This is a genomic window from Nocardia grenadensis NBRC 108939 (assembly GCF_001613445.1).
Taxonomy (GTDB): domain Bacteria; phylum Actinomycetota; class Actinomycetes; order Mycobacteriales; family Mycobacteriaceae; genus Nocardia; species Nocardia grenadensis.
The window spans coordinates 19486-42793 of the sequence record NZ_BDCJ01000022.1 but is presented as its reverse complement, the minus strand read 5'-3'; the positions used below and the strand labels follow the sequence as shown (position 1 = coordinate 42793).

Here is a 23308-nt window from a genome sequence, read left to right as displayed (position 1 = left end):
AAGCGACACCCGGGCCGGGCCTGCGCGTAGGCTGATCGGACGTGAACGCACTCTCACCGATACCGCTGCTCCGGCTGGACCCCGGGATTCCCATGCCGACGCGCGCCCACGAAGGCGACGCGGGCGTGGATTTGTGCACCGCCGAGGACGTCGTCCTGGAGCCGGGGGAGCGGGTACTGGTCGGCACCGGTATCGCCGTCGCGCTGCCGGTGGGCACCGTGGGCCTGATCCATCCCCGCTCCGGGCTGGCGGCCAAGGCCGGACTATCCGTGGTGAACACGCCGGGGACCATCGATGCCGGGTACCGGGGTGAGATCAAGGTCTGCCTGATCAACCACGATCCGCGCACACCCATCGAATTGCGCCGCGGTGACCGGATCGCGCAGCTGCTGGTGCAGCGGGTCGAACTGGTCGACTTCGTGGCGGTGGACCGGCTCGACGAGTCCGCGCGCGGCGCGGGCGGTTACGGGTCCAGCGGGGGACACGCGAGTTTGACGCCGGGCGGGGCGGCCGCCGCCGACGGCAAGGAGGCCTGACATGTTCGGACGACGGAAATCCGGCGGACGCAGATCCGGCGACGAGCACGACACCGGCGAGTACACCACGGGTGCATACGAAACCGGCGAATACGAGGACTACGACGACGGCGGCTATCACCGTGCCGACTACGACGAGCCCTATGACGACAGCTACGACGACGGTTACGGCGGCGCCGCCTACAGCGACGCCTACGACGCCGCGATCGACGACCCCGACACCGAACCCCAGCGGCGCGGCCCCTACGACTACGACGATGTCGCCGAGGTCCTGGAGAACTTCACCGATACCCGGCTCGATCTTGGTTCGGTGATCCTGCCGGTGCCGCCGGGTGGGCAGCTGCAGGTCGAGATGACCCCGCAGGGTACTCCGCAGGCGGTCCATCTGGCCACCGAGCACGGACGCATCACCGTCGCGGCCTACGCCGCGCCGAAGTCCAAGGGGCAGTGGCGCACGGTCGCGGCCGATCTGGCGGAATCGCTGCGCAAGGACGGGGCCCGGGTCTCGGTGGAGAAGGGCCCGTGGGGCCGCGAACTGGTGGCCGTCACCGAGGGCGCCGATCTGCGCTTCATCGGGGTGGACGGTTCCCGGTGGATGATCCGGCTGGTGGCGGCGGGACCCTCGGGGTCCACCGCGGCGGGCGGTCCGCTGGTCGTCGCGGCGCGCACCGTGCTCAGCGAGACGATCATCCGGCGTGGAACCGACGCACTGCCGGTACGTGAACCGCTGCCCGTGGTCCTGCCCCAGCAACTCGCCGAACAGCTCACCGCCGCCCACCAGCAGCAGCAACAGCAGGCCCAGCAACAGGTCGCGACCCCGCCGCCCGGTGCCCGGCCCTCGCCGACACCCGCGGTGCTACCACCGCAGCAGCCGCAGCAGCCGCGGCGGGGCGCCGAAGGGTCGGCGATGCAGCAGCTCGGCCGTAACTGACCGCTCGCGTGGTCCGGTGCCCGAGCGGGCGCCGGACCAGGTGACCCGGTCGCGTGGCGGGGCGGCGAGCCGGCGTCAGCCGAGGTGCCGCAGCGCCAGCCGTCCGACGATGCCCGGATCGGCGCCGAACTCGTCCAGCGTCACCTCGGTGAGCACCGACCGGGGTGCCCGACGGGCCCATTCCCGGCCCACGGTCACCGGATGCACCGGGTCGTCCGAGGCGGCGATCACCACCAGCGGGACGCTCAGCGCGTCCAGCAGTGCCGGTTCCGGCCATTTGTACTGCGCCGCTTCCTCTAGGGCCGCCGGCAGTTCGGGCCACTGCGAGCGCCAGGAACGGGTGAGTGCGTCGGCCAGCCAGCCGGGGCTGCTCGCCCGCATTCTGGCGATCACCGCGTCCAGGCCCTCGGCCCGCAATTGCGCCGCCGTGACCGCTGCACTGTGCGTGGCGGGGCATTCCGCGGTGTCCGGGCCGGTCCACGCCGGCAGTGCCGCCACCACGCCACCGACCTCGCCCGGTTCCCGGCCCGCGGCCCATTCGACAGCGGCCGCGGCCCCGATCGAGATACCCGCCGCCAGGACCGGGCCGCGGGTGGCGGCCTCGTCCAGGGCGGCCCGGTAGCTGTCGATCACCGCGGCCGGATCGGGGTCCACGGCGACGAAATCGATCCCCGCGGCGGTGGATGCGGGACCGAACGCGCGGCGGGCGAAATATGCGTCGGAACCGGTTCCGGGCAGAGCTACGACAACGGCCGGACGTGGGGAATCGAACACCGGACCGAGCGTAGCGGTGCCGCCGGTACCCATCTACAGTGGCGGGTACGGCCACAGCCGGGCCGGAGTAAGGAAATTCGGACGACGTGCGATCCATGTCGTCCGCGCACAGGAGAGCAGGCGATGTCTTCCGCGGCAGGAAGAAAAGCGGGCGCCAAGTCCGCGACCGGATATTTTCGCAGGCTCGGCCGCAGATTGACCGAGGATATCGATCAGCTCGACGCCGAGGAGCTGGCGGAGAAGGCGGACGCCTCGGGCGCCTGCCGGGTCTCGGAGTGCCGGCGCGGTGAGGAGGCGACGATGCTGGGCCGTTTGCGCAGTGTCGACTCCTGTCCGCAGTCCTCGGGTGCGAGTATGCAGGCGGAGTTCTTCGACGGTACCGATGCCATCACCCTGGTGTGGATCGGGCGACGCCGGATTCCCGGTATCGAATCGGGACGGCGCATCATGGTGCGCGGCCGGGTGGGAGAACTCGAAGGCCGTAAGGTGATGTACAACCCCTACTACGAATTGCGCGGAAACAGCTGACGTATGCCATCGAGCGACGAGTACGCCACCAGACCGCTGCCCCGGGCCGCGACCACTTCCGAGACCGCGCCAGCCGCCCGGGCCGATGCCACCACCGACACCTCTGAGGAACCGGACGAGCGGACCCTGCTCGAACAGCTGGGTGGCTTCGGTGGCCTGATCTACTCGACGCTGCCGGTACTGGTCTTCGTCCCGGTGAACACCCTGTTCGGGCTCGCCGCGGCCATCTGGGCCGCGCTCGGGGTGGCAGCGGCGATCCTGGTCTGGCGGCTGGTGCGCCGCGAGCCGATCCAGCCCGCCGTCTCCGGGTTCGTGGGCGTGGGTATCTGCGCGTTGATCGCCTGGCGGGTGGGCGAGGCCAAGGGCTTCTTCCTGTTCGGGATCTACACCAGCCTGATCTACGGTGCCGCCTTCCTGATCTCGATAATCGTCCGACGACCCCTGGTCGGGGTGGTGTGGGGCGTCCTCAACGGTCACGGCGGCGACTGGCGTGCGGATCCGCGGGTGGTCCGCCTCTACGATCTGGCGACCGTGGCGTGGGTACTCGTCTTCGGTGCCCGCTACCTGGTTCAGAACCACCTCTACGACACCGACAGCACAGGCTGGCTCGCCACCGCGCGGATCGCGATGGGCTGGCCGCTCACCGCCGTCGCGCTGGTGGTGACGGTCTGGGCGGTGCGCCGCGCCGGACATCTGCCCGCCGGCTCCGGACGGCATTCCGCCGGCCGGGCCTGACTCTCGCGGCGCCGCGTCATCCGGAGGTGCGGGTCGGCGTCATCCGGAAGGGTGGACCAGGACCCACCCTTTGGTGTCTATCCCGTACGCGCCGTTCATCGGACGATCGTTGGTGAAGACGATCTCCCGAGAGGATTGGCGAATGCGAACCGAGCAGCACCCGATCACCCGCCCCGAGCGGGGATCCGAACATCCGGTGCGGTCCCAGAGCCGCCGGATCTCCGCCGAACTGGACGTCCTCGTCCCGGCGGCGGCCGACGGCGACCGCGCCGCCGTGGCCGAGATCCTGCGACTGGTCCAGCCCCTGGTCCAGCGTTACTGCCGGACCCGTCTGGGCAGCGCCAACCATCTGCACGTCACTGCCGACGATGTGGCGCAAGAGGTGCTGATGGCCACCGTGCACGCCATCGGGCGCTACCGGGATCAGGGGAAGTCGTTCCTCGCCTTCGTCTACGGCATCGCCGCGAACAAGGTGTCCGACGCGTTCCGCGGCGCGCAGGTCCATCCGGCCTATCCGGTGGCCGAGGTCCCCGAAGCGGTCTGCACCGCGGCCGGCCCCGAGGAGTGGGCGCTGGCGGCCGAACGCGGCGCCCTCGCCCGCGGACTGATGCAGCAGCTCAACCCCGTGCACCGGGAAGTGCTGGTGATGCGGATCGTCCTGGGCTGGAGCGCGGCCGAGACCGCGGCGGCGATCGGCACCAGCCCGGGCGTGATCCGGGTCATGCAGTACCGCGCGTTGAACAAGCTGCGCGCGCGGGCGGCCCGGCCCGTCGCCGCCTGACGGCCGCGGACGTAGGCCGAGTGCTCTCGGGTGGTCAGTATTCGGCGTCTTGCGCGGGGGACAGGCCGGTGGTGGCGCCGGTCTGCGGTTCCATCCCGTGCGGTGCCAGCACCGCACGCAGTTCCTCCTCGGCGGTCGCGGAGACGACGAACAGCAGTTCGTCGTCGCCCTCGAAAGGGTCGTCGGGCTGCGGCACGATGACCCGCCCGCCACGCAGGATGGTGACCAGCGCGGAATCCCGCGGCAGGGTCAGATTGCGCACAGGTTTACCGGCCAGCGTCGTATCCGGCGGCAGGGTGAGTTCGACCAGATTGGCCTGCCCTTGCCGCAGGGTCATCAAGCGGACCAGATCGCCCACCGAAACCGCCTCTTCGACAAGAGAGGCCAGCAGGCGCGGGGTGGAGACGGCCACATCGACACCCCAGGAGCCGTCGAACAGCCACTCGTTGCGTGGATCGTTGACCCGGGCGACCACCCGGCGCACTCCGAATTCGGTCTTGGCCAGGAGACTGTGGACGAGGTTGGCCTTGTCGTCGCCGGTCGCGGCGATCACGACCTCGTAGTCCTCCAGCCCGGCGTCCTCGAGCAGTTGCAGTTCGCAGGCGTCGGCATGGACCCAGATCGCTTCGGGCACCGCCTCGCGGTCGATATGGTCGAGCTGGCGTTCGAGCAGCATGACGCTGTGGCCCGCCCGGAGTAGTTCGCGGGCGATGGAGCGGCCGACGGCGCCGGCTCCGGCAATGGCCACTTTCATGATCGGTCCTTATCGGCTGGAGGTTTCGCGGCCAGCGCGACGGCTTCCCCGGCGGAGCCGGAGGTGGCGGCCACGTACACGATGTCGTCGGCTTGGACGACTGTCTTGGCGTCGGGCAGGATGCCCTGCCCGAACCGGATGACGAACGCGACCCGGGCGCCGGTGGCGACCTCCAGCTCGCTGACCGTGCGCCCGTACCAGTCCTCGTGCAGGATCAGCTGGGCGACGGCGACGGTCCCGGTGGGATCACGCCAGGTCGTGGTGCCCGCGTCACCGATCAGTGTGTGCAGGAAACGGTCGGTCGTCCAGGGCACGGTGGCGATGGTCGGGATACCGAGCCGTTCGTAGACGGCGGCACGTTTGGCGTCGTAGATACGGGCCACCACACGTTCGACACCGAACATCTCCCGCGACACCCGCGCGGAGATGATGTTGGAGTTGTCGCCCGAGGAGACGGCCGCGAAGGCACCGGCCCGTTCGATACCTGCCCGGCGCAGGACATCGCGGTCGAATCCGACGCCCACGACCTGTTCACCCGCGAAATCCGGGCCCAGGCGGCGGAACGCGTCCGGATTGCGGTCGATGACGGCGACCTTGTGACCTATCCGGACCAGGGCGCGGGCCAGCGACGCCCCCACCCGGCCGCAACCCATGATCACCACGTACACCGTGAACCTCGCTCCTGACTCGGTGTGTGCCCTGCGGCAAGTGAAACAGCCGTGTGGCTGCTGCGAAACCGAACCGTACCCGCTGGTTCTCGCCCCCAGCCACGTTCCCCCCGCGGGGGGCGGCCAAACCCCGCCGTGCAGTGGTGCGTCGCAGCGCACCGGGGCACGGGGGCTTATGCTCCGTCCAGTGTCGAAGTTGACGACCGCCACCAAGCGTCTGGTGTTGGGGCGGCCATTCCGTAGTGACTCCCTGGGCCACACCCTGCTGCCGAAACGGATCGCGCTGCCGGTGTTCGCCTCGGACGCGATGTCCTCGGTCGCGTACGCGCCCGAGGAAATCTTCCTCGTGCTGTCGGTGTCCGGGCTGGCCGGTTACGCGTACGCCCCGTGGCTCGGCCTCGCGGTCGCGGTCGTACTGGTCATCGTGGTGACCAGCTACCGCCAGAACGTACACGCCTACCCGTCCGGCGGTGGCGACTTCGAGGTGGTCACCACGAACCTGGGCCCCACGGCCGGCCTGGCGGTGGGTAGCGCGCTGCTGGTCGACTATGTGCTCACGGTCGCGGTCTCGATCGCATCGGCCGCGTCCACCATCGGCTCGGCGATCCCCTTCGTCGCGACCCACAAGGTGCTCTTCGCGGTGGCCGCCATCGTGCTCATCACCGCCATGAACCTGCGCGGGGTACGTGAGTCCGGCCGGACGTTCGCGCTGCTGTCCTACGCCTTCCTGTTCGGAATGTTCACCATGCTCGCCTGGGGGCTGATCCGGATCTTCGTACTCGGTGACGAAGTCCGCGCGGAATCGTCGGGTTTCGAACTCCGGGCCGAGGAGGAGCATCTGGCCGGACTGGCGCTGATCTTTCTGCTCGCCCGCGCCTTCTCCTCCGGCTGCGCGGCGCTCACCGGTGTCGAGGCGATCAGCAACGGCGTGCCGGCCTTCCGCAAACCCAAATCGCGTAATGCCGCGACGACCCTGCTGATGCTCGGGACGATCGCCATAGTATTGCTGCTCGGCATGATCGTGCTCGCGCGCCAGGCGCACGTGGTGTTCGCCGAAGATCCCGAACAACTCGTCGGCGCGCCCGAGGGCTACCACCAGAAAACGTTGATCGCCCAGATCGCGCACGCGGTGTTCAGCGGTTTCACCCCCGGTTTCTACTTCGTGGCCGCGGTGACCGCGGTGATCTTGGTACTGGCCGCCAATACCGCGTTCAACGGATTCCCGGTCCTGGGTTCGGTCCTGGCCCAGGCCCGCTTCCTGCCCCGCCAGCTGCACACGCGCGGCGACCGGCTCGCCTTCAGCAACGGGATCCTGTTCCTGGCGGTCGGCGCGATCGCGTTCGTGGTGGCGTTCGACGCGGAAGTGACCCGGCTGATCCAGCTCTACATCATCGGGGTGTTCGTCTCGTTCACCCTCAGTCAGACCGGCATGCTGCGGCACTGGAGCCGGTTGCTGGGCCGGGAGACCGATCCGGCCGAACGGCGCCGGATGATGCGGTCCCGGGCCATCAACGCGCTGGGCCTGGTGGCCACCGGGGCCGTCCTGGTAATCGTGCTGGTGACGAAATTCTTCGCCGGCGCCTGGATCGCCATCGTGACCATGGCGGCGATCTTCGTGATCATGAAGATGATCCACCACCACTACAACTCGGTGGCCCGGGAACTGGAAGAACACGAATGGGACGGGGTCCTGCCGAGCCGGACCCATTCGATCGTCCTGGTGTCGAAACTGCACCTGCCGACCCGCCGGGCATTGGCCTACGCCCGGGCCGGGCGGCCGGATACGCTCGAGGCGATCACGGTCAACGTGGACGAGGACGACACCCGGGCCCTCGTGCGGGATTGGGAGAAGAGCGATAATCCGGTCCCGTTGAAAGTTATCGAATCGCCCTACCGCGAGATCACCAAACCGGTGCTCGATTATGTGAAGCGGGTGCGCAAGGACGCCCCACGCGATGTGGTGACCGTCTTCATCCCCGAATACGTGGTCGGGCACTGGTGGGAGCAGGTTCTGCACAATCAGAGCGCATTGCGGCTGAAGGGCCGGTTGCTGTTCGAACCGGGTGTGATGGTGACCAGCGTGCCGTGGCAGCTGAGTTCTTCGGCGCGCGCCCGGGCGGCGGGCGAACCCGCGGCACCGGGCGCGGTACGGCGCGGCTACGGCGACAATGGGTGAGGTCCGATGAGTTCATGGCGCGATCGGGTGCTGTCGGTACGGCTCGGGCCGCCCGGGCACGGGGGATTCTGTGTGGCACGCCACGAGGGCCGGGTGGTGTTCGTCCGGCACGGCCTACCCGGTGAGCTGGTGCGGGCGCGGGTCACCGAGGACCGCGGCGGCGCGTTCTGCCGGGCCGAGGCCGTGGAAATCCTGGAGGCCTCACCGGACCGGATCCCCGCCACCTGCCCGGTATCGGGCCCGGGTGGGGCGGGATGCTGCGATTTCTCCTTCGCCACCGCGGTGGCGCAGCGGCAGCTGAAGGCCGCGGTGGTCGCCGAACAGCTGAGCCGCATTACCGGGATCGAACGCGCGGTCGAGGTGGAACCCATCACCGGCGCCGGTGATGGCACCGCCGGTTGGCGCACCCGGATCCGCCTCGTGGTGGATATGGCGGGCCGGGCGGGTGTGCACCGCTACCGCAGCACCGGGGTGCTCACCGACCTCCGGTGTCCGCAACCCGTGCCCGGCGCCCTGGACGATATCGACCGGCGCCGCTGGACGCCCGGCGCGGAGCTCGTGATCGCGGTCGACGACACCGGGGCCCGGCATATCGTCGAAATCGCTCCGCCGATACCCGACACCGGCCGGCGCGGCGGTGACCGGTACGCCGGCCGTTCCGGCCCCGGAGGCCGTGCCGACCGGCGTACCGGACGCACCCGCGGTCCGCGGGACGGCGCGGGCCGGCCCGGCGCGGAGCCGGAGGCGCCGGGTGCGCAGCGGCGGCGCACGGCGGCCCGGCGCGCCGCCACCCACGCGGACCGCGACGAATGGGTGGTCGAGGGCAGCGGCCGGGCCGTGCAGTACGTGGCCGGGCGGCGCTGGGAGGTGGCGGTGGCCGGATTCTGGCAGGCGCACCACGGTGCCGCGCAGTGCTATTCGGATGTCGTCGCCGACTGGGCCGATGCGGGCGTGGGCGCGACCGCGTGGGACCTGTACAGCGGCGCGGGGGTTTTCGCGGCGCGCCTGGCCGAACAGGTCGGCCCGACCGGCGCGGTGCGGGCGCTGGAATCCGCACCGGCCGCGGTCGCCGCCGGTAATGCCGCCCTGGTCGATCTGCCGTGGCTGGACCTGCGCACCGGGCGGGTCGAGAAGTGGGCGGCCGGACACCACCACCCGCGGCCACGGGTGGTGGTCCTCGATCCGCCGCGGGCCGGGGCGGGTAAACCGGTGGTGCACGCGGTGGCCGCCGCGGCGCCGGACCGGATCGTGCACATCGGCTGCGATCCGGCGTCGTTCGCCCGGGACCTGCGCCTCTACCTGGACGCCGGCTACGGGTTGACCGCGTTGCGTGCCTTCGACGCGTTTCCGGCGACCCATCATGTGGAATGCCTTGCACTCCTGGAGCGCTGACCGGATCGGTGCGGCGCCGCGGCGCCCTACTTCAGCTGCCAGGTGGCCCGCAGTGTCGCGGTGATCTCGGTCTCCCCGGATTCGATGGGCACGGGCGCCGGCGCGGCCGCGGCCACCATCCGGATCCCGCCGGGCTCAGCGGGCTGGGTCGGCGGCGGCGCGGTCGTGTGCTCGGTGATCTCGAGCACGGGACCCAGTTCGCGGGCGGCGCGCCGGGCGTACTGCCGCGCCTTGTCCAGCGCGTTGTCCCAGGCGGCATCACGGGCGCGCGCCAGGAGCCGTTCCCGGTCGGCGAAGGTGTGCCGCAGCCCACCCAGCCGCGCGTCGTCGCCGCCCGCTGCCACGGCATGGGCCACCACCTCCGACGGCGCCGGTCGCGCGGGATCGGCCGCGGCCGCGAGTGTGACCGTGAGCGTGCTGGTCGCGATATAGCCGACCACCCGGGCGGTACCGTCCTGCCAGGCCGTATCCGAGCGCACCGACAGCATGCCGGTGCCGATATCGGTGCCGGGGACACCGTCTTCGCGTAACGCGGTCGTCAGCGCCGTCACGCTCCGGCCCGCCCGGTCGTAGGCCAGTCCGACGGTGCTCGCGCGACATTCGACGCCGATCGAGAGCACGATCAGGTCGGGGGCGGCGCGGACGGTGCCGTATCCGAATACGGTTACCGTTCCCGCCGGTGGCTGGGTCATCCGGTCTCCTCGCGGTCGGTGTGCGGCGCTCGTCGGTGCGCCGCCGTCCCGGGGCCCGCGGCCGGACTCGGTTCGCGCGGCACCCGCCCCTCACCTTAGGCTGGACCGGTACGCCGGACCGCGGTTCCGGCCCGGTACGGAGGTGGGCACGGCTTGCCGCCCGGGTGGTGCAGTCGGCCGCGGCTCCTAGACTGGTCGGATCTACTGCGCTATCCGGAGGGAGCGAATCAGGTGGGAGTGCTTTCCCGGGTCGATACGCCCGAAGACGTGCGTCGGCTCTCGGCACCGCAACTGCGGGAGCTGGCGGCCGAGATCCGCGAATTCCTGGTGCACAAGGTCGCCGTCACCGGCGGGCACCTGGGACCCAACCTCGGGGTGGTGGAACTCACCCTCGCCCTGCATCGGGTATTCGATTCGCCCGCCGATCCGTTGATCTTCGACACCGGGCACCAGGCCTATGTGCACAAGATCGTGACCGGTCGCAAGGACCGCTTCGACAGCCTGCGCCGCAAGAACGGGTTGTCGGGGTATCCCAGCCGTGCCGAGAGCGAACACGACTGGGTGGAGTCCTCGCACGCCTCGGCGTCGCTGTCCTACGCCGACGGCCTGGCCAAGGCCTTCGCGCTCACCGGGCAGGACCGCCATGTCGTGGCGGTCGTCGGCGACGGGGCCCTCACCGGCGGTATGTGCTGGGAGGCGTTGAACAATATCGCCGCGGCCAAGGACCGCCCGGTGGTGATCGTGGTCAACGACAACGGCCGTTCCTACGCCCCCACCATCGGCGGGCTGGCCGACCGGCTCACGGCCCTGCGCACCCAGCCGGTGTACGAGCATATGCTCGACACGGGCCGCCGGTTCCTGAAAAGCATTCCGGGCGTGGGTGATTCCGCGTACTCGATGGTGCACGCGGTGAAGGCCGGGATAAAGGACGCGGTGAGCCCGCAGGAGCTGTTCAGCGATCTGGGTCTCAAATACGTCGGCCCGGTGGACGGCCACGATCTCGTCGCGCTCGAGTCGGCGCTGCGGCACGCCAAGGATTTCGGCGGCCCGGTGGTGGTGCACGCGGTCACCCAGAAGGGGCACGGCTACGAGCCGGCCGAGAACCATGTGGCCGATCAGATGCACACCTGCGGCCCCATAGACCCGCTCACCGGCGAATCCGTGAGCAGCGGGTCCGCGGCCAGCTGGACCTCGGTGTTCGCCAAGGAACTCATCACCCACGCCGAACGCCGCGACGATATCGTCGCGATCACCGCAGCCATGCCCGGGCCCACCGGGCTGTCCGCGTTCGGCGAACGTTTCCCGGATCGGCTCTTCGATGTCGGTATCGCCGAACAGCACGCGCTGGCCTCGGCGTCGGGTCTCGCGCTGGGCGGCCTGCACCCGGTGGTGGCCATCTACTCGACCTTCCTGAACCGGGCCTTCGATCAGCTGCTGATGGATGTCGCGTTGCTGAAACAGCCGGTCACCCTGGTATTGGACCGTGCCGGGGTCACCGGCGCCGACGGCGCGAGCCACAACGGTATGTGGGATCTGTCACTCCTCGGCATCGTGCCCGGTATGCGGGTGGCCGCCCCGCGGGATGCCGCGACCCTGGCCGAGGAACTCTCCGAGGCGCTGGCGGTCGACGACGGGCCGACGGCGTTGCGGTTCCCCAAGGACAGTGTGGGTGCCGAGATCCGGGCGATCGAGCGGCTCGACGGCGTGGATGTGCTGTGGCTGCCGGACCGGGAGGGGCCGTCGGCGCAGGCCCAGCGCGGCGATGTGCTGTTCGTGGCCGTCGGTGCCCTGGTACCGGCCGCGCTCCAGGCCGCGGAGCTGCTGGAGGCGGACGGAGTCACCGCTACGGTCATCGACCCGCGGTGGGTGCTGCCGGTATCCGATACCGTCGTCAAACTGGCCGAGAACTATCGCCTGGTGGTCACCTTGGAGGACAGCGGTCTGCACGGGGGTATCGGGGCGACCGTATCCTCCCGGCTGCGGGCCGCCGGTCTGGACGTGCCCGCGCGCGATATCGGCATTCCGCAGGAATTCCTGGAGCACGGCAGTATCGCGCAGGTGCGCCAGGAGCTGGGTCTGACCGCCCCCGATATCACCCGCCGAGTCACCGGCTGGCTGGACGCACGCTAGCCCCGCCCGCGGCCGCCCGTGCCCGCGGGCGGTCGTCAGCTCGGCGGAGGATCGATCAGGGCGGCGGCCAGTGGCTGTGCGGCGAGTTCGCGCTGCCAGGGCCGGGCACCGTGGCTCTTCAGGAAGCCGTCGACCGCCGCCGTGACCTCACCGGCGGCCTCCGGCCCGCCGCGGTAATCGGGCAGACCGTCCCAGCACAGCCGGCGCACCAGATCGGGCGACAGCAGGTTCTCCACCGGTACCGCCACCCGCTCGGAGATGTGGGTCATCACCGCGCGTGCCCGGGCCAGCCGGGCCGCGGCGGCGGGATCACGCCGTTCCCAGCGGTTGACCGGCGGCGGTCCGTCGTAGGGCTGGCTCATCCGGGGGAGGTCCTCGTCCGGCAGAGCGCGCGCGCGTTCCACCGCGCCCAGCCATTCCCTGGAGTAGCGGCGCTGGCGCGGGCCGCCGAACACCGGTAGCTCGCGCAGCTGCCCGATCGAGGCGGGTTCGGCCTTGGCGGCCGCGATGATGGCGGAATCCGGGAGGATCCGGGAGGGCGCGATATCGCGGCCGCGCGCCAGGGTGTCGCGGGTGGTCCACAATTCTCGCACAATCGCCAGCTGGCGGGCCCGGCGCAGCGTATGGATGCCGGAGGTGCGCCGCCAGCGGTCCGGTTTCGGCGTGGCCGGTTCGAGTAGCCGGATATGTTCGAACTCCTGCGCGGCCCAATCGGTTTTGCCCTGCTCGGCCAGCGAGGCGGCCACAGCCGCACGGAGTTCGATCAACAGTTCCACATCGAGTGCGGCGTAGTTCAGCCACGCCTCCGGAAGGGGCCGGGTCGACCAGTCCGCGGCGCCGTGCCCTTTACGCAGCTCCCGGCCGAGCAACTGCTCGACCATGGCGGCCAGACCGACCCGGGGGAACCCGGCCAGCCGCCCGCCCAGTTCGGTATCGAACAGCACCGCCGGGCGCAGGCCCAGCTCGGCCAGGCCGGGTAGGTCCTGGTCGGCCGAGTGCAGAATCCATTCGAGTCCGTTGATCGCCGCGGCCAGCGGTGCGAGCGCGTCGGCGACCGGTATCGGGTCGATGAGCACGGTGCCCGCCCCGGCCCGGCGCAACTGGATGAGATACGCGCGCGACGAATACCGGAAACCCGAGGCGCGTTCGGCGTCCACCGCCAGCGGCCCGGATCCGGCGGCGAGACGCTCCGCGGCCGCCGCTACGCCCTCGGCGGTACGGCAGACCGGGGGGACACCCTCGGCCGGGACCAGCAGCGGTACCGCGGTGGGCTCGGCCGGACCGGAATCGGTGGCCTCGGCGCACGGGCCCGAATCGGACGCCGGAGACAGGCCGGTGCCACCATCCGGGTGGTCACCGGACAGGTGTTCGGGCTCCTCTACTACCGGCATAAAGGGCCACTCTACGTGGCCGAGGCTGCGTCCGATATTCAACCACGGTCGGTCTCGCCGACCGGCGAGGGCCGCAGATCGGTGATGCCCGCCGGCGGCAGACCCGCCGCATAGGCCAGGACTTCCCCGAACGCTTCGACATGGGGGCGCATCTCGGTGGTGCGGGCCGTCCACGAGGCCCGTAGTTCCAGCTGATGCGCGCGGGGCGGACCCGCGATATCTCCGTAGCGCACCGAGCTGGTGGAAGTCACCGTACCGCCGAGCGCGGTGAACGGCCCCTCCCGGGATTCCAGGGCGTCCACCAGCCAGCTCCAGGCGACCTCCGGCAGGAGCGGATCGGCGGCCAGCGCGCCGTCGATATCGGCCTGAATATAGGCGACCAGCCGGAAGACGCCGTGCCACGCCTCGTCCCCACCGGGGTCGTGGAGCAGGATGAGCCGCCCGAAGGCGTCGCCGTCGGAGTCGATCGGTACGACGGGTGAGTCCTCGTGGATCACCTCGGCGCCGAGCGCGTAGGAGTACGGGGCGAGACGCTGCGGCGGACGGATCGGGGAGAGCTCGATCCGCGGATGTACGGATGCGGCGCCCATCGACGAGACGGCGGCACGAAACGCTGCGGGTTCATCGCCGGGCCCGTCGTCGGGTGCGCCGTCGCGGATATCGAGCGGTGTCACGGGGAATGACGGTAGACCCGTAGCCCCCGGGGTGGGCGGAGGCGCGCCGGGCGACCGTTGTTGCTGCATGGACGGGCCCGAGCGTGGTAAACAGCGCGCAACTCGCCGGACGGCGTACACAGCCGCCGCCCAGGACGGCGGATCAGCGCTCCCGGCGGTGCTGTGCGGCCTTGCGCGCCGGGCCGCGTGGGGCCGCATACGATGGCGGGTGATGAGCACATATACGCGCCGCCGGTTGTCCGATGCCCCGTTCCTGGCCGCCGCCACCGGCGCCACACCGGCGCGGCGGCCGGTGTGGTTCATGCGCCAGGCGGGCCGGTCGCTGCCGGAATACCGCGAGGTCCGGGCAGGTATCGGGATGTTGGAGTCGTGTTTCGACCCGGAACTCGTCTGTGAGATCACCATGCAGCCGATCCGCCGCCACGGCGTCGACGCGGCGATCTTGTTCTCCGATATCGTCGTTCCGCTCAAGGCCGCCGGAATCGACCTCGATATCGTCGCCGGTGTCGGTCCGGTGGTGAGCGCACCGGTCCGTACGGCCGCCGATATCCAGGCGCTGCCCCGGCTGCGGCCCGAGGAAGTGGGCGCGGTCACCGACGGGGTGCGGTTGCTGGTCGCCGAGCTCGGGGAAACTCCGCTCATCGGTTTCGCGGGTGCGCCGTTCACGCTGGCGTCCTATCTGGTGGAGGGCGGCCCCAGCAAGAACCACGAGCGCACCAAGGCCATGATGCACGGCGATCCGAAGGCCTGGCACGCGCTGCTGGGAGTGCTCACCGATATCACCATCGTGTTCCTGCGGGCCCAGCTCGAGGCCGGAGTCGACGCGGTGCAGCTGTTCGACTCGTGGGCCGGCGCGCTCGCGCTGGCCGACTACCGCCGCTATGTGCTGCCGCATTCGGAACGGGTCTTCGCCGAACTCGCCGACGCCGGGGTGCCCCGGATCCATTTCGGGGTGGGCACCGGGGAACTGCTCGGCGCGATGGGTGAGGCCGGGGCCGATGTGGTCGGTGTCGATTGGCGGCTGCCGCTGACCGAGGCGGTACGGCGGGTCGGTCCCGGAAAAGCATTGCAGGGCAATCTCGATCCCGCGGTGCTCTTCGCGGGCTGGCCGGTCGTGGAGGCCGAAGCGCGCCGGATCGCCGACGAAGCGGATTCGGCGCTGGCCATGGGCGCCGCGGGCCATATCTTCAATCTGGGTCACGGGGTACTGCCCGAGACCGATCCCGGGGTGCTCACGGCGCTGGTGGAGCTGGTCCACGAGCTGTGAGGCCGCGGCGCCCGTCCTGACATCGACTCCCGGGACCGGACGCTCCCGGCCGGGTGGGGGTTTCGGGTGCGGAGGGCTCGATCGCGCGGTGCGCGGGCGCCGGATACGGTCGGGGGATGAGAATCGCGGTGGTCGGTGGGGGGATCAGCGGGCTCGTCGCGGCCTACCGGTTGCGCGGGCTGCTGGGGGAATCGGCCGCGATCACGGTGGCCGATATCCGGGACCGGTTCGGCGGGGTGCTGCGGACCAGCGAGATCGCGGGCGAACCGGTCGATCTGGGCGCGGAGGCGTTCGTCGGCCGGCGGCCGGAGGTGCCCGAGTTGCTGGATGAGCTGGGCATTGCCGACCAGCTGGTACATCCGGCCGGTCTGCGCCCGCTGATCTGGTCGCAGGGGCGCGCCCATCCACTGCCGGAGCGCACACTGATGGGTATCCCGGCCGATGCGGCGGCTGTCGAGGGACTGGTCGATGTCGCGACGGTGGCGCGTATCGCCGCCGAACCGCGGCGTCCGCTCACGTGGCGGCCCGGTGCCGATATCGATGTCTGCTCGCTGGTGGCCGATCGCTTCGGGGAACAGACCGTGGCGCGCAGTGTCGACCCGCTACTCGGCGGCGTGTATGCCGGTTCTGCCCGGTCCATCGGGCTCCGCGCGGCGTTGCCCACACTCGCGGCCGCGCTGGACCGTGGCGCCGGGAGCCTCACCGAGGCGGTAGCGGCCGCACTGCCCCCACCTTCCGGCGCACCGGTGTTCGGGGCGCTGCGTGACGGTTACGGCGCGCTGCTGGACGCGCTGGCCGGTCGGACGGCGGCCACCACGGTCGGCGACACCGCCGTCACCGGTCTCCGGCGGATACCGGGTGGTTGGACGGTGGAACCGCTCGGGGAATTCGAGGCGGTCGTCCTCGCGACCCCGGCACCGGTGACGGCCCGGTTGCTGGCCGATATCGCGCCCGTGGCGGCGCGCGCGGCCGCCGGGATCGAGCTGTCCTCCTCGGCCCTGGTCGCACTGGAACTGCCGAAGGACACCGCACTGCCGGCGAATTCGGGTGTGCTGGTCGCGACGGGGGAGCCGTTGCGGGCCAAGGCGTTCACCCTGTCCAGCCGGAAATGGGCGCATCTGGCCGCGCGGGGCTCGGCCCTGGTGCGGGTCTCGTTCGGCCGATTCGGTGACGACGCGGTGCTGGGCCTGTCCGATGCCGAACTCATCGATGCCGCCGCCGCCGACCTCGCCACCGTCACGGGGTTGCCGATCACTCCGCGGTCCGCGATCGTGCAGCGCTGGCCGGGTGGGCTCGCCCAGTACGCCCCGGGGCACACCGAACGGGTCGCCGAGATCGAATCCGCGGTGGCCGCTTTCGGCGATCTCGCGGTGACCGGCGCCTACCTGCACGGTGTCGGGGTGCCCGCGTGCGTGGCTGCGGCGACGCGGGCCGCGGCGCGTATCGCCGGCGGGGCGGCTCCGGCACCGGCCTGAACACCGCACATCGGGTTCCGGGCAGCCGGGCCGCCGATCGACCGGCCCCGCCCCCGCGACGATCCGGCGAGTGGCACGATGGGGCTATGGCGCGACTCGATTACCAGTCTCTCAACTCCACCATCCGCTATCTCATGTTCTCCGTGTACCAGGTGCGGCCCGGAGTGCTCGGGGACGACCGCGCCACAACGTTGAAGGAGGCCCGCGAATTCTTCGACGGGCTCGCCGATCGCGGTGTCGTGGTGCGCGGTATCTACGATGTGGCCGGTATGCGCGCCGACGCGGATTTCATGGTCTGGAGCCATGCCGAGCGGGTCGAGGACCTGCAGGCCGCCTACGCCGATTTCCGGCGCACCACCGAACTCGGCCGGGCGAGCACCCCGGTCTGGAGCAATGTGGCGCTGCACCGGCCCGCCGAGTTCAACAAGAGCCATATTCCGGCGTTCCTGGCCGGCGAGGAACCCGGGAACTACATTTGCGTCTATCCGTTCGTCCGGTCCTACGAGTGGTATCTGCTGCCCGACGACGAACGCCGCAAGATGCTCGCCGATCACGGCAAGGAAGCCCGCGGCTATCCCGATGTGCGAGCCAACACCGTCGCCTCGTTCGCGCTCGGCGACTACGAGTGGATTCTCGCGTTCGAGGCGCCGGAACTGCACCGCATCGTCGATCTGATGCGCGACCTGCGAGCCACCGAGGCCCGGATGCACGTCCGGGAGGAGACCCCCTTCTACACCGGGCCGCGGGTCGAACTCGATCAGCTCATCGCCGCACTACCCTGACCGGCAGTCGGACAACCGCCCGGCGGAGGCCCCGGGTAGGGGGATATCCGCCGGGCGGTTGTCATATGACGTGCTGCCCGGACGCGGGCCGGGTCACTGTGCTGTATCGGTCGCGGGTTGCAGGCGCAGGGAGATCGAGTTGATGCAGTACCGCTTGTCGGTCGGTGTCGGATATCCCTCGCCCTCGAAGACATGCCCGAGGTGGCTGTGGCAATTCGCGCACAACACCTCGACGCGGCGCATGCCCAGCGAAGTGTCCTCACGCAGTAGTACCGCGTCCGAGTCGGCCGGATCGAAGAAGGACGGCCATCCGCAATGCGACTCGAACTTCTCCGTGCTCCGGAAGAGTTCGGCGCCGCAGGCGCGGCAGCTGTACACCCCCTCGGCGGTGGTGTCGGTGTATTCGCCGGTGAACGGTCGCTCGGTGCCGGCTTCGCGGAGCACCGCGTACTCCGCGGGGTCCAGCCTGGCCCGCCACTCCTGCGGGCTGAGCTGGATCTTCGGGGCGGGCAGGGAGGTATCGGTCGCGTCCGTTTCGGAACTCATGCCTCCACGCTAATACGTGTGCCGCGGCGCGTCCCGTATCAGCCGCGGACGGCCTGCGTCTCGACCACGCGCGCACCGGCTCGTTCGGGCTCCGCCCCGGGGCCGGCGACCGAGGACCGGACCGGCGGGGCCGGTGCGGCGAAATCGTCCACTCCGGCATCCCGGGAGTCGGGCGCCTCGGCCATCCACACCGGGTCCAGCCGCGGCAACCGGCCCGCGCGCCGGGCGGCCAGGTACCGGTCGCCGAGCACACAGAACACGACGACCAGCAGCAGGCCCCAGCCGAAGGTGATCCGCAGGTATTCCAGATTGCGGCCGATATCGGGCCAGCGGTGCGACAGCCATTTGTCGTAGGACATGAACCCGAAAACCGCCAGCCAGGCCGGCCAGTTGCGCAGCACGGAATTGCGCAGCACCACCGACATAAGGAACGGGAACAGCATCATCGAGTAGTACATCTGGCCGAGTGAGGACAGGAGGAATTCCGCAGTGAGCAGGACTCCCGCGGAGGTCGTGACGAAGAACAGCTCATCTTCGCGGTAGTACCGGTACAGGATCCACAACGAGAGCAGCACCAGCACCGCCATCGACAGGCGGATGCCCCAGGTCAGCCAGGGCGGTAACCCGTAGTACTCGGCGTTGCCGGGAATAGCGCTGTTGAAGTAGTCGCGTGTCTCCAACAGGTAGGGGAAGGTACCCGTGAAGAACTTGTCCGGATCTCGGGACAGTGGCCAGGCGATCGCGGTCAGTACGAGCGGGATGCCGGCGGCCCCGATCACCACGTTCCATTGTTTGCGCACCAGGGCTATCAGCAACAGCGGTGCCAGGGTGGGTTTCACGGCGATCGTCAGACCCATGATCACCCCGGCCCACAGGTCTCTTCGTTGCAGTAGCAGGATCAGGAACAGCATCTCCGCCAGCAGCAGGCATCCGTTGACGTTGGTGAACACCAGCGTGTTGATCACCGTCTCGGACAAGAACATGGCCAGCAGCAGGACCGGGGCGGCGATGGAGCGCAGCGTGTAGTTGAACAGCCGCAGCAGCAGATACCAGGCGATCAGGATGGCGACAGCGTTGAGCAGGATGAACAGCCAGCGCGACTTCTCGTAGTCGATCACCGCGATGGGCGCGATCAGCAGGGTGCCGCTGGGCGGGTACAGGTAGTGCGGGTCGACCGAATCGAAATTCGCCGTATAGACCTCGCGCCCGTTGAGGAAATCCAGCGAGGCCTGGTAGACCGGCTTGTAGTCGTCGGTCACGAAACCGTTGACAGCCTGGATGAACACCCGGTTCAGCACGGTCATGACCGCCAGTGGCCAGAGCGCGAACCGGATCACGTCGGCGGTTGTTCGAGCAGTGCGGGGCTCGAGCTGTCGAAGGAACACCACGGCACGGTACACCGGGCGGTGCCGTGGTGTTGCCGGGGCCCACCCTCGACGCGCCGGTCAGGCGCGCCTCGGACCCTGCGCGAGGCGCCTTCGGGCAGTACCGGTCAGGCGGGGCAGGCGGTGCCGTCGCCGGGCAGCCGCCCGTCCTTCAGATACGTTACGAGCGCGGTCTGCGCGCATCCGGAGTGCGCGCTCACCGGGTGACCCCAGCCCTGCCAGGTCATGGTCGAGGTCCGGGCGCCCGCGGCCCCGAGGGCACCGGTCACCGAGGCTTGGGCGATCCCGGTCACCGGGTCGGCCACACCGGTGAGTACCAGTACCGGCAGTTGGAGTTTCTCCAGCGCCGCCGGCGCCTCGGTCACCGGCCATGCCAAGCAGGCCAGCATCGACAGGGCCGTCGCCCGGCCGAACGCCGGATACTTCTGCGCCCAGATACCGGTCAGGTCGGTGACCTGCGGCGCGGGCGGAGTCTGCGGCATATCGGTGCAGCCGTTGACGAACTGGCCGTCGGTCGCGGTGGCGGCCTCCTGCTGATCGATCAGTCCCTTCAGCGCGCCCAGGTCGCCGCGCCCGGCCGCGGACAGGGCGTCGGCGAGTACGCCGATCCGGCCGGTCTGGTCCGCGCGGGGGTTGCCGAGGAACCCGGTGACGGCCGTGCGGACCCCGTTTGCCGAGATGTCGCCGAGCTGCCCGTCGGCCGCTTTCTGCATCAGTTCGGTCACGGCCGCGCGCGGATCGGGTCCGAGCGAGCACGAGATACCGGCGCACTGCTGGGCGAATGCCGACAGCGCCGCCTCGGCACCCTGGACCGCGGTCTCGGTCCGGGTGACGGTGTCCACACCCACCGGGGTGGGGGAGTCGAGGACGAGCCGGGCCAGCCGATCACCGTACTTGCGGGCGTACTCCAGGCCCACCAGCGCGCCGCTGCCGGTACCCAGCACGGCGATGTGGTCGACATTCCACTCGCGGCGCAATTGCTCGATATCGTCGGCGGCGTGTGCGGCGTCGAAGGTGCCGTCGTAGGGCTGCAGGAAGTCCCGGCAGGAAATGGTTCCGTTGCGGGACAGGTCGGACATACCGGTCACCGCGTCACCGCCCGGGGTGAACTGGGCGTTGTCCTGCAGACCACTGCGGATATCGGCGGGCAGACAGTCGATCGGCTGGGAGGTGCCGATACCCCGGCGGTCCACCGCGACCACGGGGTGGGCGCCGAGCAGGGCGCTCGCCGGACCGGTGGCCAGCCCAGCGAGGGTGGCGCCGGAGGAGCGGTCCACCCCGGAGGTCAGGACCAGTGGTGCGGCGTCGGGCGGGGTCTGCGGCAACCGGGCGCGCACCGCGCCGGTACGAAAGTTGCCCAGCACCGAGCCCGCGCTGTCGATCGGGGTGGAGAAATCGGCGCATTCCAGCACCAGCCCGGCGGGTCCCGGGCCCATCCCGGCCTGGTCGAATGTTTCCCGGGTGCACTCCCGCCACGCGAGGTCCTTCTTCGGGACCTCGGCGGCGGGCGGCGGTGGAACCTGGGCGGAGGTGGTGGATTCGCCTGGCACAGGTGGACGTTCGACGGCGACGTGCGGGCGGTCCGAGGGACCGGCCCCGCAACCGGCGATCATGATCAAAAGTGCCGAGGCCGGCACCACTGCCCGAGTCCAGCGCATGCGCTATACCCTGCCAGGTCCGGATCGGATCCGCCGGATCGGGACGCCCGGGCCCCGCCGCGCAGGTGCGCCGCTCGGGTTTCAGGCACGCACCCAGCGGGTGAGCATCGTCCCGTCCGGGTCCAGCAGTACATGCGCCGGTGTCATCCGCATCCCGAATTCCTCGTGCGACACCGAGATCCGGCGAGCTGGCCCGCCGACCAGCAGCGGCGCGGTGGTCAGGCAGAGCTCGTCGACCGTGCCTGCGCCGGCCAGCGAGCCGAACAGCTGCGGTCCGCCCTCGCACAGCATCCGCCGCAACCCGCGCGCCACAAGCGCCTCCGGGACCGCCTGCGGCGCGATGATCTCGTCCCCGATCTCGATCACTTCGGCGCCCGCCGCGGCGAGCGCGCGTACCCGCTGCGCGGGCGCCGCCGCGGTGGTGAGGATCAGCGTAGGGGTCCGGGCGGTGGCGATCACCCGATGGCCGGGGTCCAGTGCGGCGGAGGCGGTCACGATCGCGATCGGCGGCGGGTCGCCCTCGGCGTGGCCGCCGATGCCCCGGGCGAACAGTTCCCGGCGCAGGCCCGGGTCGGTCTGCGCGCCCCCGTAGTTTTCCGCGCGTACCGTGCCCGCGCCGACCAGGACGACATCGCACAATTCGCGCAGCAGATGGAACACCCGTTTGTCCGCCGGTGTGCCCAGCGCACCCGAGACGCCGCCGGATCCGGTGACGGCGCCGTCGATACTGGAGACGAAATTGACCCGCAGCCGACTGTCGTCCGGCCCGCCCGGGTAGGCGTACAGATCGGCGAGCGCGTCGTTGTCGAGGTCTGTGAGCTGGATCGCATCGGGGATACGCTGCATACCAACAGCTCATACCACGTCACTAGGCTACGTCCATGCCAGATCGCCTCGTCGACCGCCGCCCGGAGGTCCCCGCCGACCAGCTGGTCGCCCAGATGGTACCGCCGCCCATGTTCGACGAGGTCGGTTTCGATACCTACATTCCCGACTCGAACGAGCCCAGCCAGGCCGCGGCGGTCGCCTCGGCCCGTGCCTTCGCGGAAAAGGTCACCGGCATCCACAAGGCCGCGCAGAAGAAATCCTTCTTCGGGAAGAAGAAGCCGGCCCAGGGCGCGGGGCTGTACCTGGACGGCGGGTTCGGTGTCGGCAAGACCCACCTGCTGGCCTCGATCTTCCACAACGCGCCGGCGCCGAAATCGTTCGGCACCTTCGGTGAACTCACCAACCTCGTCGGCGCGCTGGGTTTCGGCAACGCGGTCGAGCGGCTGTCGGCCAACAGTGTGCTGTGCATCGACGAATTCGAACTGGACGATCCGGGGGACACCATGCTGGTCTCCCGGCTGCTCACCGAGCTTTCGGCGAGCGGCGTCTCGGTGGCGGCCACCTCCAACACATTGCCCGGGCAGCTCGGCGAGGGCCGGTTCGCGGCGCAGGATTTCCTGCGCGAGATCAAGAAGCTCGGCTCGATCTTCGACACGGTGCGGGTGGACGGCCCCGACTACCGGCACCGGGATCTGCCGCCGGCCCCGGAACCCAGCAGTGATGCGCAGCTGAACGAACGGGCGGTGGGCACCCCGGCGGCGACGCTGGACGATTTCGATGCCCTGCTGCGCCATCTGAGCACCCTGCACCCGTCGAAATTCGGCGCGCTGATCGACGGGGTGTCGGCGGTGTTCGTCTCCGGGGTGCATCCGGTCAACGATCAGGCGGTGGCCCTGCGCCTGGTGGTGCTGGCCGACCGGCTCTACGACGCGGGCGTCCCGGTGACCGTCTCGGGAGCGAAACTCGACGAGATCTTCTCCTCGGAGATGCTCGACGGCGGCTATCGCAAGAAGTACCTACGGGCGATCTCGCGCCTGCTGGCGCTGTCCCGCTTCGAGGTCCCGGCCTGAGCGCGGCCCTGCGGTAGCCGGGTCGTTCCGGCCGCCGGGTGTCGATCCGCGCGGCGTGCGACGACGCGCCGTTTTCGGGTTGACCCCGAACCCCGGGGTTGGTTTGCTGAGTCCGGCACGCCACGCGGGGGTGCC

Annotated in this window: 22 protein-coding genes; 12 read left to right on the top strand and 10 right to left on the bottom strand. The window is 70.2% G+C overall.

The window, feature by feature from the left end:
- Positions 1-41 precede the first annotated feature (41 nt).
- Positions 42-536, top strand: coding sequence for a dUTP diphosphatase (dut, locus tag NGR01S_RS22955; RefSeq protein ID WP_084481612.1), 495 nt, complete (start codon positions 42-44; stop codon positions 534-536).
- 1 nt (position 537) lies between these two features.
- Entirely contained in the window at positions 538-1467 is a 930-nt protein-coding gene (locus tag NGR01S_RS22950; RefSeq protein WP_063040173.1) for a DUF3710 domain-containing protein, read from the top strand.
- A 75-nt stretch (positions 1468-1542) separates the two neighbouring features.
- Here NGR01S_RS22950 and NGR01S_RS22945 read toward each other — a convergent pair whose 3' ends face one another.
- Positions 1543-2274 carry an alpha/beta fold hydrolase gene (locus tag NGR01S_RS22945; RefSeq protein ID WP_063040171.1) on the bottom strand — a complete coding sequence of 244 codons (732 nt, stop codon included), beginning with the start codon at positions 2272-2274 and terminating at the stop codon, positions 1543-1545.
- Between the two features lie 90 nt (positions 2275-2364).
- Here NGR01S_RS22945 and NGR01S_RS22940 point away from each other — a divergent pair, with 90 nt between their 5' ends.
- The 3 genes from NGR01S_RS22940 to shbA all read left to right on the top strand — a co-directional run bounded on the left by NGR01S_RS22940 (position 2365) and on the right by shbA (position 4285).
- On the top strand, positions 2365-2769 hold the full coding sequence (locus NGR01S_RS22940) for an OB-fold nucleic acid binding domain-containing protein (protein ID WP_063040169.1): 405 nt from the start codon (positions 2365-2367) through the stop codon (positions 2767-2769).
- Between the two features lie 3 nt (positions 2770-2772).
- On the top strand, positions 2773-3504 hold the full coding sequence (locus NGR01S_RS22935) for a DUF3159 domain-containing protein (RefSeq protein ID WP_063040167.1): 732 nt from the start codon (positions 2773-2775) through the stop codon (positions 3502-3504).
- 142 nt (positions 3505-3646) lie between these two features.
- Entirely contained in the window at positions 3647-4285 is a 639-nt protein-coding gene (shbA, locus tag NGR01S_RS22930) for an RNA polymerase sigma factor ShbA (protein ID WP_084481611.1), read from the top strand.
- Positions 4286-4319: 34 nt separating this feature from the next.
- Here shbA and NGR01S_RS22925 read toward each other — a convergent pair whose 3' ends face one another.
- Both NGR01S_RS22925 and NGR01S_RS22920 read right to left on the bottom strand, forming a co-directional pair.
- On the bottom strand, positions 4320-5039 hold the full coding sequence (locus tag NGR01S_RS22925; RefSeq protein ID WP_063040165.1) for a potassium channel family protein: 720 nt from the start codon (positions 5037-5039) through the stop codon (positions 4320-4322).
- Complete coding sequence (locus NGR01S_RS22920) at positions 5036-5707, bottom strand: potassium channel family protein (protein WP_063040163.1); 672 nt, start codon at positions 5705-5707, stop codon at positions 5036-5038. The genes NGR01S_RS22925 and NGR01S_RS22920 overlap by 4 nt, the downstream gene beginning before the upstream one ends.
- A gap of 187 nt (positions 5708-5894) precedes the next feature.
- Between NGR01S_RS22920 and NGR01S_RS22915 the strand changes: the two genes are divergently transcribed.
- Positions 5895-7883, top strand: coding sequence for an APC family permease (locus NGR01S_RS22915; RefSeq protein ID WP_063040161.1), 1989 nt, complete (start codon positions 5895-5897; stop codon positions 7881-7883).
- A gap of 6 nt (positions 7884-7889) precedes the next feature.
- Positions 7890-9275: a class I SAM-dependent RNA methyltransferase gene (locus NGR01S_RS22910; RefSeq protein WP_063040159.1), complete on the top strand. Its 1386-nt coding sequence runs from the start codon at positions 7890-7892 to the stop codon at positions 9273-9275.
- Between the two features lie 26 nt (positions 9276-9301).
- Here the strand turns inward: NGR01S_RS22910 and NGR01S_RS22905 are convergent, their stop codons facing one another.
- Positions 9302-9967, bottom strand: coding sequence for an SIMPL domain-containing protein (locus tag NGR01S_RS22905; RefSeq protein ID WP_063040157.1), 666 nt, complete (start codon positions 9965-9967; stop codon positions 9302-9304).
- Positions 9968-10198: 231 nt separating this feature from the next.
- Between NGR01S_RS22905 and dxs the strand changes: the two genes are divergently transcribed.
- Complete coding sequence (dxs, locus tag NGR01S_RS22900; protein ID WP_063040155.1) at positions 10199-12097, top strand: 1-deoxy-D-xylulose-5-phosphate synthase; 1899 nt, start codon at positions 10199-10201, stop codon at positions 12095-12097.
- Between the two features lie 35 nt (positions 12098-12132).
- Here the strand turns inward: dxs and NGR01S_RS22895 are convergent, their stop codons facing one another.
- Positions 12133-13488 (bottom strand): ribonuclease D, encoded by a 1356-nt coding sequence (locus NGR01S_RS22895; RefSeq protein WP_084481610.1) that lies wholly within the window; start codon positions 13486-13488, stop codon positions 12133-12135.
- A 38-nt stretch (positions 13489-13526) separates the two neighbouring features.
- On the bottom strand, positions 13527-14078 hold the full coding sequence (locus NGR01S_RS22890) for a DUF3000 domain-containing protein (RefSeq protein ID WP_063040317.1): 552 nt from the start codon (positions 14076-14078) through the stop codon (positions 13527-13529).
- Positions 14079-14373: 295 nt separating this feature from the next.
- Between NGR01S_RS22890 and hemE the strand changes: the two genes are divergently transcribed.
- From hemE to hemQ, 3 genes are all read left to right on the top strand, one after another.
- Positions 14374-15429, top strand: coding sequence for a uroporphyrinogen decarboxylase (gene hemE, locus NGR01S_RS22885; RefSeq protein ID WP_063040153.1), 1056 nt, complete (start codon positions 14374-14376; stop codon positions 15427-15429).
- A 116-nt stretch (positions 15430-15545) separates the two neighbouring features.
- On the top strand, positions 15546-16904 hold the full coding sequence (locus NGR01S_RS22880; RefSeq protein ID WP_063040315.1) for a protoporphyrinogen oxidase: 1359 nt from the start codon (positions 15546-15548) through the stop codon (positions 16902-16904).
- 86 nt (positions 16905-16990) lie between these two features.
- A complete protein-coding gene (gene hemQ, locus NGR01S_RS22875; RefSeq protein WP_063040313.1) occupies positions 16991-17686 on the top strand; it encodes a hydrogen peroxide-dependent heme synthase in 696 nt (231 codons plus the stop codon).
- A 93-nt stretch (positions 17687-17779) separates the two neighbouring features.
- On the opposite strand, the gene msrB is transcribed toward hemQ, so the two are convergent.
- From msrB to NGR01S_RS22855, 4 genes are all read right to left on the bottom strand, one after another.
- A complete protein-coding gene (gene msrB / locus NGR01S_RS22870; RefSeq protein ID WP_063040151.1) occupies positions 17780-18232 on the bottom strand; it encodes a peptide-methionine (R)-S-oxide reductase MsrB in 453 nt (150 codons plus the stop codon).
- Positions 18233-18270: 38 nt separating this feature from the next.
- Positions 18271-19617 carry a glycosyltransferase family 87 protein gene (locus NGR01S_RS22865; protein WP_245664723.1) on the bottom strand — a complete coding sequence of 449 codons (1347 nt, stop codon included), beginning with the start codon at positions 19615-19617 and terminating at the stop codon, positions 18271-18273.
- Positions 19618-19724: 107 nt separating this feature from the next.
- Entirely contained in the window at positions 19725-21275 is a 1551-nt protein-coding gene (locus NGR01S_RS22860; protein ID WP_063040149.1) for an alpha/beta hydrolase, read from the bottom strand.
- A gap of 81 nt (positions 21276-21356) precedes the next feature.
- A complete protein-coding gene (locus NGR01S_RS22855) occupies positions 21357-22121 on the bottom strand; it encodes a pyrimidine reductase family protein (RefSeq protein ID WP_063040147.1) in 765 nt (254 codons plus the stop codon).
- A gap of 35 nt (positions 22122-22156) precedes the next feature.
- On the opposite strand from NGR01S_RS22855, the gene zapE reads away from it, so the two are divergent.
- Entirely contained in the window at positions 22157-23173 is a 1017-nt protein-coding gene (zapE, locus tag NGR01S_RS22850; protein WP_063040145.1) for a cell division protein ZapE, read from the top strand.
- Positions 23174-23308: the final 135 nt, after the last annotated feature.

What these genes read in the sequence shown, in the direction of transcription:
- NGR01S_RS22925 (WP_063040165.1), bottom strand. Translation starts at nt 5,039, where the DNA reads ATGAAAGTGGCCATTGCCGGAGCCGGCGCCGTCGGCCGCTCCATCGCC.
- hemQ (WP_063040313.1), top strand. Translation starts at nt 16,991, where the DNA reads ATGGCGCGACTCGATTACCAGTCTCTCAACTCCACCATCCGCTATCTC.
- NGR01S_RS22905 (WP_063040157.1), bottom strand. Translation starts at nt 9,967, where the DNA reads ATGACCCAGCCACCGGCGGGAACGGTAACCGTATTCGGATACGGCACC.
- NGR01S_RS22940 (WP_063040169.1), top strand. Translation starts at nt 2,365, where the DNA reads ATGTCTTCCGCGGCAGGAAGAAAAGCGGGCGCCAAGTCCGCGACCGGA.
- hemE (WP_063040153.1), top strand. Translation starts at nt 14,374, where the DNA reads ATGAGCACATATACGCGCCGCCGGTTGTCCGATGCCCCGTTCCTGGCC.
- msrB (WP_063040151.1), bottom strand. Translation starts at nt 18,232, where the DNA reads ATGAGTTCCGAAACGGACGCGACCGATACCTCCCTGCCCGCCCCGAAG.
- shbA (WP_084481611.1), top strand. Translation starts at nt 3,647, where the DNA reads ATGCGAACCGAGCAGCACCCGATCACCCGCCCCGAGCGGGGATCCGAA.
- NGR01S_RS22935 (WP_063040167.1), top strand. Translation starts at nt 2,773, where the DNA reads ATGCCATCGAGCGACGAGTACGCCACCAGACCGCTGCCCCGGGCCGCG.
- NGR01S_RS22860 (WP_063040149.1), bottom strand. Translation starts at nt 21,275, where the DNA reads ATGCGCTGGACTCGGGCAGTGGTGCCGGCCTCGGCACTTTTGATCATG.
- zapE (WP_063040145.1), top strand. Translation starts at nt 22,157, where the DNA reads ATGCCAGATCGCCTCGTCGACCGCCGCCCGGAGGTCCCCGCCGACCAG.
- NGR01S_RS22895 (WP_084481610.1), bottom strand. Translation starts at nt 13,488, where the DNA reads ATGCCGGTAGTAGAGGAGCCCGAACACCTGTCCGGTGACCACCCGGAT.
- NGR01S_RS22950 (WP_063040173.1), top strand. Translation starts at nt 538, where the DNA reads ATGTTCGGACGACGGAAATCCGGCGGACGCAGATCCGGCGACGAGCAC.
- NGR01S_RS22890 (WP_063040317.1), bottom strand. Translation starts at nt 14,078, where the DNA reads ATGGGCGCCGCATCCGTACATCCGCGGATCGAGCTCTCCCCGATCCGT.
- NGR01S_RS22945 (WP_063040171.1), bottom strand. Translation starts at nt 2,274, where the DNA reads ATGGGTACCGGCGGCACCGCTACGCTCGGTCCGGTGTTCGATTCCCCA.
- NGR01S_RS22910 (WP_063040159.1), top strand. Translation starts at nt 7,890, where the DNA reads ATGAGTTCATGGCGCGATCGGGTGCTGTCGGTACGGCTCGGGCCGCCC.
- NGR01S_RS22880 (WP_063040315.1), top strand. Translation starts at nt 15,546, where the DNA reads ATGAGAATCGCGGTGGTCGGTGGGGGGATCAGCGGGCTCGTCGCGGCC.
- NGR01S_RS22855 (WP_063040147.1), bottom strand. Translation starts at nt 22,121, where the DNA reads ATGCAGCGTATCCCCGATGCGATCCAGCTCACAGACCTCGACAACGAC.